Source organism: Flavobacterium macrobrachii (genome assembly GCF_014486675.1).
Lineage (GTDB): Bacteria > Bacteroidota > Bacteroidia > Flavobacteriales > Flavobacteriaceae > Flavobacterium > Flavobacterium macrobrachii.
The window spans coordinates 1-5,442 of sequence record NZ_JACTAC010000112.1; the positions used below are offsets into that span (position 1 = coordinate 1).

At 32.1% G+C, this 5,442-nt stretch carries 3 protein-coding genes; 1 reads left to right on the plus strand and 2 read right to left on the minus strand.

The window, feature by feature from the left end; all coding sequences use genetic code 11:
* The first annotated feature begins 279 nt into the window (after positions 1-279).
* On the plus strand, positions 280-1,545 hold the full coding sequence (locus IAI56_RS15095; RefSeq protein WP_187658650.1) for an asparagine synthetase B: 1,266 nt from the start codon (positions 280-282) through the stop codon (positions 1,543-1,545).
* Positions 1,546-1,622: 77 nt separating this feature from the next.
* On the opposite strand, the gene IAI56_RS15100 is transcribed toward IAI56_RS15095, so the two are convergent.
* Positions 1,623-3,752 carry a S9 family peptidase gene (locus IAI56_RS15100; protein WP_187658651.1) on the minus strand — a complete coding sequence of 710 codons (2,130 nt, stop codon included), beginning with the start codon at positions 3,750-3,752 and terminating at the stop codon, positions 1,623-1,625.
* A 92-nt stretch (positions 3,753-3,844) separates the two neighbouring features.
* Positions 3,845-5,302: a hypothetical protein gene (locus IAI56_RS15105; protein WP_187658652.1), complete on the minus strand. Its 1,458-nt coding sequence runs from the start codon at positions 5,300-5,302 to the stop codon at positions 3,845-3,847.
* Positions 5,303-5,442: the final 140 nt, after the last annotated feature.

Genomic DNA, 5,442 nt, shown 5'->3' on the forward strand with positions numbered 1-5,442 from the left:
ATAAAAGTCTCAATCCATAGATAGAAAGTCTATAGCAACAACTATAATTATTAAAATATAGATGCCAAATGATGCCAAAATTATTTTATTCTTTGATGGAAGCCTATTAAAAATTCTTTTCATATTATTTATTTCTGTACAATAAGGTTAATTCAAAATTTAATAATGTAATTTTTTATCCATTTACGTAATTTTACCATTTTTAGTTTTATTTTTTTAACAAAAATTTGTCGCAAGACAGACTATAAAATAGTATCTTCGAATTTCAAAATACAACAGATGATTGATTTTAAAAGGCTTTTAACGGTTTTACTTTTTCTTTTTGCTATTTCGGCAAAAGCAAATTTTATTTTATTACCAATGGATGATGTTTCCCAAAAAAATCATTTGAAAGCTTATGGAATAACCTATTGGGCTTTGGATAAACAATATAAAGCCAGTTGGTTGCTCAATTATCGTGGCGGTTCATTTCTTTTACCCGATGCGCCTGAAATTAGAAAAGAATGTCAAATTAGAGGTGTAAGTTTTGAACCAATAACGGATGCCGAAGCCAATAAAATTTTTGAAGAAATTGCTTCGCCATCACAAAATATGGAAACGGTTGTTCTCGAAAAAGCTCCAAAAATTGCGGTTTATACTCCAAAAGGGAAACAACCTTGGGATGATGCGGTAACGATGGTTTTGACCTATGCCGAAATTCCATTTACACCCATTTATGATGAAGAAGTTCTTTCGGACCAATTGATTTTGTACGATTGGTTGCATTTACATCACGAAGATTTTACTGGACAATATGGAAAATTTTTTGGCGCATATAGAAATGCACCTTGGTATATTGAGCAAAAGAAAAACTCAGAAGCTATGGCTGCAAAATTGGGTTTTCCAAAAGTTTCCGAAGAAAAATTAGCAGTTGCCAAAAAGATTAGAGATTTTGTAATTGGCGGCGGATTTATGTTTGCAATGTGCTCTGCAACGGATAGTTTTGATATTGCACTTTCTGCTGAAGGTGTTGATATTTGTGAGCCTATGTTTGATGGAGATGCTAGCGAAGCCAATTACCAACCCAAAATAGATTATTCGCGAACGTTTGCTTTCAAAGATTTTATTTTAGAAAGACGACCAGAAAAATATGAATTCTCAGATATTGATACAACCGAAAAACGACGAATTCCGATGGAGAAAGATTATTTCACTTTAATGGAATTTTCAGCAAAATGGGATGTTATTCCAAGTATGTTGTGTCAAAATCACACCCAATTGGTTAAAGGTTTTATGGGACAAACTACCGCTTTTGATAGAAGTTTAGTAAAAACAAATGTATTGGTTTTGGGTGAAAATCAATTAAATGAAGAAGCACGCTACATTCATGGTCAACGCGGAAAAGGTTTCTTTACGTTTTTTGGCGGTCATGATCCCGAAGATTATCAACACAGAGTAGGAGATGAGCCAACCGTTTTAGACCTGCATCCAACATCACCAGGATTTCGACTGATTTTGAATAATGTGTTATTTCCAGCTGCAAAAAAGAAACCACAGAAGACTTAGGTTTTTAAATACCAATAAAAAAATCCCAAATTCCATTAAAGATTGGAATTTGGGATTTATAATTTTAGAATTTTCTTTTACTTATTATTCTCAATCACGTAGTTCAATACTTTTTGGATTAAATGTACTCTATCTCTTCCGGTAACGTTGTGTTTGTGCATTGGATAAGGGAAATAATCGACTTGTTTGCCTACTTCAATAAACTTTTTAACCAACGCTAAATTGTGTTGTTCTACCACAACATCGTCGTTTGTTCCGTGAATTAAAAGCAGTTTTCCTTTCAAATCTTTGGCATAATTGGTTACGTTGGCTTCGTCAAATCCTTTTTGGTTTTCGGCTGGCGTATCCATATAGCGTTCGCCATACATGATTTCATACCATTTCCAATCGATAACTGGTCCGCCAGCAACACCAACTTTAAAGGCATCGGGTTTTCTAGTCATTAACGACGTTGTCATAAATCCACCGTAACTCCAACCGTGAACCGCTAAACGATTTTCGTCAACATAAGGCAAAGATTTTAAGTATTCTACGCCTTTCATTTGGTCGTCGATTTCGTTATTTCCTAGTTTGCCATGGATTACGCTTTCAAAGGCAAATCCACGATTGTCTGAACCGCGATTGTCAACGGTAAACACCAAATAACCTTGTTCCGCCATCCAATACATCCAAAGATTGGCACCATCCAAATAGGAATTGGTAATCATTTGCGCATGTGGTCCGCCATAAACGTAAACCAAAACTGGATATTTTTTTGTAGCGTCAAAATTGCTTGGTTTGATTAAACGAGTGTACAAATCAGTTGTTCCATCGGCAGCTTTGATGGTTTTGATTTCAGCAGTTCCAATTTCGTAACCTTCGTATTTGTTTTTACTTTCTAATAACGTTCTTGCTTTTAAATTTTTGTCATACAACAATGATTTTGAAGGTGTTGAATGATTGGAATATTCGTCAAAAAACCAATTTCCATCGGTTGAAATTACTACATTGTGAACGCCTTCGTCTTTGGTAATCAAAGTTTGTTTTCCTTTTAAGTCAACTTTGTAAGCCAACATATTGATGCCTTTTTCGCCCGTTGCTTTGAAATAAATTTCGGTTCCAGCAGGATTGGCTCCAATGATTTCACGAGTTGGGAATTTATTAGCAGTCAATTGTTTGATTAATTTTCCATCGATAGAATAGTAGTAAAGATTGTTAAATCCATCTTTTTCGGAAATCCAAACGAAGTTATTCGATTTGCTATTTGGGAAAAATGCAGCATGTTCTGGTTCAACCCATTTTGGGTTTTTTTCGTTGAAAAGTGTTTTCACAAAGTTTCCTGTGGCAGTATCATAAAGGTTCAAATTCATGTCGTTTTGACCACGATTTAATTCGGCAATCAATACAAATTTTTCATCAGGTGTGAACGCTAAATTCGTCACATAATCTTCAACATTGTTTTTTGGTGAAATAAAAACCGTTTTTCCTGTTGCTAAATTGTATATTCCAACTCTTGGTTTTTCTGATTTTTGACCAATCATTGGGTATTTTATGTTGACTAATTTTCCCGGAGTTTCGTTTATGTCTAATAATGGATAATCAGCAACATCGGTTTCGTCTTTTTGGTAAAATGCTAAAAAAGTTGATTTTGGCGACCAAAATATACCGCCAGAAATTCCAAATTCATTTCTAGAAATCGATTGTCCTGAAACGATATTTTTATCGGAATTATTAGTTACCGTTATTTTTTCTTTTTTATCATTTACAAAAAAAAGATTGTTTCCTTCTGTAAACGCTAGGTTTTTGTAGGCATTGTCAAAAGTTTGGTTTTCGCCATTTTCTGGAGAATTTGCGATGTTTTTCCCTGATTTTGTAGTTAGATTATAGCTGTATGATTTTCCGTTTTCAGTAACTAAAATCGTGTTAGTATCAATCCATTGAACGCCAAAGAAGTTTTTCAGTTTCGTTCCTAATGCTGCGTTAATATCTGCTAAAGTGGTTAATTCAGAAGTTTTAGCATCAGCACTTGTTGCAGTTACCATTTTTGTCCAAGCATCAGTGTAATACACATATTTGTTGGTGTTTGGTATCCATTGAAAACCGGTTAGTCTGTCAGCACCAAATTTTCTTCCTTGTTGAAGCACTGATTCTTCAAGGGTGATTTTTTTTAATTGACCAAATGCGTTAATACTCAAAAACGCTATTAGTATTGCAATTTTTTTATTCATAAAATAAGCTTCGTTTGTTTTTGTAAAAATATAAAAAAGGATAATGTATTGTATCACATTATCCTTTCTTTAAGACTTTTAATTAAGTTGTATTATTTACAATTTTGATATTCAGTAACGATTGTTTTCAAATTGTCTTCAATTTTTAAATCAAATTGATTGTTTTTAATATCATTTGCCAAATTTTGACATGCTTTTAAATATTCTGATAGAGAATCGCTTAGATTTTCAGTTTCTCTTCTGTCAATCATTTGACCTTTATTATCTGTCGTTATTTTGATAACATATTTCTCCGTTTCAACTGGATCTTGAAGTAACATTATTTTATCTTCTTTTACTAAAAGTTTATAGAAATAGGAATTGTCAAAACTAAAATTTGAAATATTTTGAAGTTTTTTCATCGCTTCACCTTTTACTCCCATTCCGTAATAGAATGTTTCGGTTCCATTTTCTTTTACACAAAAATAGGCTCCAGAGTTGGCTTTAAACGATTTAGTACGTTCTTGATTTTTCTCGTTTTTATAAACAATTGATACCATTTTCCCGAATTTATCGGCTGTTTCTTCTGGTAAAACTTGTCCTGTTTGATTGATATCCAGCATTTGGAAGTTGATGCTGATAATACCATCATATTTTTTTCCATCTTCATCAACAAGAAAACCAGGTTTCTTATAAACGTTTGTACTACGTTCTTTTGCTAAATCAACTTTGGCTTGATATAATTTATTTTGTTCTGTTTTTGCTTGATGTCCAAGCATATAACCTCTTGAAACTAAATCGCAAATGAACTCATTTAAGAAAGTTGTATTGGTATGACTATACACACTTTTTGATACAAAATCATAATTGTTTCCGTTGTAGGTTTCAATTTTATACTTATTAAAATCTGAAGTTGAAGTTAAGCTAGCAACTTGTATTCCATCTAAGTCAATTACGTATGCATATGTAGCCGAACCATTTCCAACAATATATGGATTTGCATTTAATCTTCCTACAATAGTTAATTTTCCATTGATATAGAATGTTATGCTTTTGTCATTTTGAATTTGTGGATTATAACGACTTCTAACATCTTGTATTTTCTTCTTTTGTTCTTCGGCATCAAGATGAGCAGAGGCAACGATTTTACCATATTTATCACTTAACGATTCTCTAGTAGTAGCAAACAACTCAACTATTGCATTATCATTAATTCCTTTTGAGTCGAAAATATTGTATTTAGCAAACAAAAGATGTGCTGTTATTCTTTTTGCATCAAAGGATGTTACTAACACTTCGTAAGGAATTTCCGTTTTTTGTTTTCCATCCGGAGAACTAATTTCAAGCCACTGATAAAAAGTTGTTTTATCTGCAGTTAATGATTTATAGTTAACGATTAATTTCTTTTCACCACTTAAAGTCGAAAAAACATATTGATCTCTTATAGAGTCATCGATATTGGCAATTTCAACTTTGTCAAAAAGTATTTTTCCTTTTTTTTCTTGAATTTTTTGAGCAAAAGAAATGGACGTTATGATCAAAAAAACTGCTATGAATTTAATTTTTTTCATTAGATTTTTTTATTGTTTAGAAACAAAAATAGCTATATTATTTTTCTTTCAGTTACTTATGATTAAAATTATAAAAAATTAAATCCCAAACTCTATTGAATTTGGGATTTGTAGTTTTTATTTGAAATTAATAATTAAAC

Bases quoted from the DNA above. Each gene is read 5' to 3' on its own strand.
- IAI56_RS15095 (WP_187658650.1), top strand. From the start codon at position 280: ATGATTGATTTTAAAAGGCTTTTAACGGTTTTACTTTTTCTTTTTGCT.
- IAI56_RS15100 (WP_187658651.1), bottom strand. From the start codon at position 3,752: ATGAATAAAAAAATTGCAATACTAATAGCGTTTTTGAGTATTAACGCA.
- IAI56_RS15105 (WP_187658652.1), bottom strand. From the start codon at position 5,302: ATGAAAAAAATTAAATTCATAGCAGTTTTTTTGATCATAACGTCCATT.